The following is a 2201-nucleotide window of genomic DNA, read 5'->3' on the forward strand; positions in this document are numbered from 1 at the left end:
ACGGCGACCGATCTTCCGCGTGCAACGTCCGGGGCAGCAACCCATGCCGCAACGCCTGCACGACCTTGATCACACCACCCACACCAGCAGCCGCCTGCGCATGCCCAATATTCGACTTCAACGACCCCAACCACAACGGCCTATCCGGAGACCGACCCTGCCCATACGTCGCCAGCAACGCCTCCGCCTCAATCGGATCGCCCAACCGGGTGCCCGTCCCATGCGCCTCCACCACGTCCACATCCGACACCGACAACCCCGCCGACGCCAACGCCTGCCGAATCACCCGCTGCTGCGACAACCCATTCGGCGCAGTCAAACCATTCGACGCACCATCCTGATTCACCGCCGAACCACGCACCACCGCCAACACCCGATGACCACTACGCCGCGCATCCGACAACCGCTCCAACAACAACATCCCGACACCCTCGGCCCAACCCGTCCCATCCGCCGCAGCCGAAAACGCCTTACACCGCCCATCCGCCGCCAACCCACGCTGACGACTGAACTCCAGGAACATGCCGGGAGTGGACATCACAGCGGCACCACCGGCCAGTGCCATCGAGCACTCACCGCGACGCAAGGCTTGTACCGCCAAATGCAACGCCACCAACGACGACGAACACGCCGTATCCACCGTCATCGCAGGGCCGATCAGACCGAACTGGTAAGCGATCCGTCCAGACAGGATGCTCGGCGTGACGCCGGTGAGCACGTAGCCCTCCAGCTGCTCGGTCGCGTCGTGCATGCGCGGCCCGTAGTCGAGCGGCGATGCGCCGACGAACACGCCCACCGGCGTGCCCTCAAGTGCCGTCGGGTCGAACCCGGCACCCTCGAGCGTCTCCCACGCGGTCTCCAGCAACAGCCGCTGCTGCGGATCCATCGCCAACGCCTCACGCGGCGAAATCCCAAAGAACTCCGCATCAAACTCCGCCGCCTCGTAAAGAAAACCACCCTCCCGCGCATACGTCTTACCCGACACATCCGGATCCGGATCGTAAAGCCCATCAACATCCCAACCCCGATCAGTTGGGAAACCCCCGATCGCATCACGACCCTCAACCACCAACCGCCACAAGTCCTCAGGCGTCCGCACCCCACCCGGAAAACGACACGCCATCCCCACAATCACAATCGGGTCGTCGCCGCGATCGGAGCCGACGAGGCTCGGATCGTGCGCGACCGCTCCTTCAGCCAGGAAATTGATCAGCGCCTGCACCGTCGGATAGTCGAACAGCAGGCTGCTGGGCAGCGGCCGCCCCACCTCGGCGGCAAGCGCGTCACGCAGCTGGACCGCACCGATCGAATCGAAACCAAGCTCCTTGAACGGCGCACGCATCGGGATCGTGGCCGGGTCGGCATGCCCGAGCACCGCCGCCACATGCGCAAGCACCAGCTCGGCGGTGGCCCGGCGGTCGCGAGTCACCGTGCCCGTTGCCGCGCCCGCCGGCGACGAAGGCTCCTGTGGCACCAACTCTCGCCATGCCTGCGGTGTGGTGGACCCCGTGTCGAGCCAGTGCCGCTCCCGTTGGAAGGCGTAGGTAGGCAGCGACACTCGCCGTGCCCCCGGAAGGAGCCGCTCCCAACGAACGGTGGTGGCGCCGCGCACCTGCAGCCGGGCGATCGCAGCCGCCACGCCTGCGCGCTCGTCGTGCCCCGCCCGCAGGGTCGGCACGGCGACCACATCGGAGCCCTCGGGCAGGCAGTCGGCCGCCATGGCGGCCAGCACCGCGTCGGGCCCGCATTCGAGCATGGTGACCGCGCCCTCGCCGGCCAACGCGCGCACGGCGTCGGCGAACCGCACCGCACCGCGCACCTGCCCCGTCCAATACTCCGGATTGGACAGTTCCGCCGCGCCGGCGATCCGGCCGGTGACCGTGGAGACCAGTGGAATCCGGGGCGCGGCAAAGTCCAGCCCGGCCACGACCGCGCGGAACTCGTCGAGCATCGGCTCCATCAGCGGTGAGTGGAAGGCATGGCTGACCGTCAAGCGCCGGGTCTTACGCCCCCGTTGACGCAGCGTCCGGCACACGGCATCGACCTGGTCCGCGGCGCCCGAGATGACGACCGCGCGCGGGCCGTTGACCGCGGCCAGCGAGATCGGGCCGTCCACCGCGGCCAGCAGCTCGGCGACCTCGGCCTCGTCGGCCTGGGCCGCGGCCATCGCGCCGCCCGTCGGCAGGGCCTGCATCAGCCGG

General features: G+C 68.5%; 1 protein-coding gene. It reads right to left on the reverse strand.

Annotated elements, in window-relative coordinates; translation table 11 throughout:
- Nucleotides 1-2201: type I polyketide synthase (locus DM816_RS41605; RefSeq protein WP_117215907.1), on the reverse strand; the 2201-nt coding region annotated here is incomplete at both ends.

Source organism: Allorhizocola rhizosphaerae (genome assembly GCF_003426775.1).
Taxonomy (GTDB): Bacteria; Actinomycetota; Actinomycetes; order Mycobacteriales; family Micromonosporaceae; genus Allorhizocola; species Allorhizocola rhizosphaerae.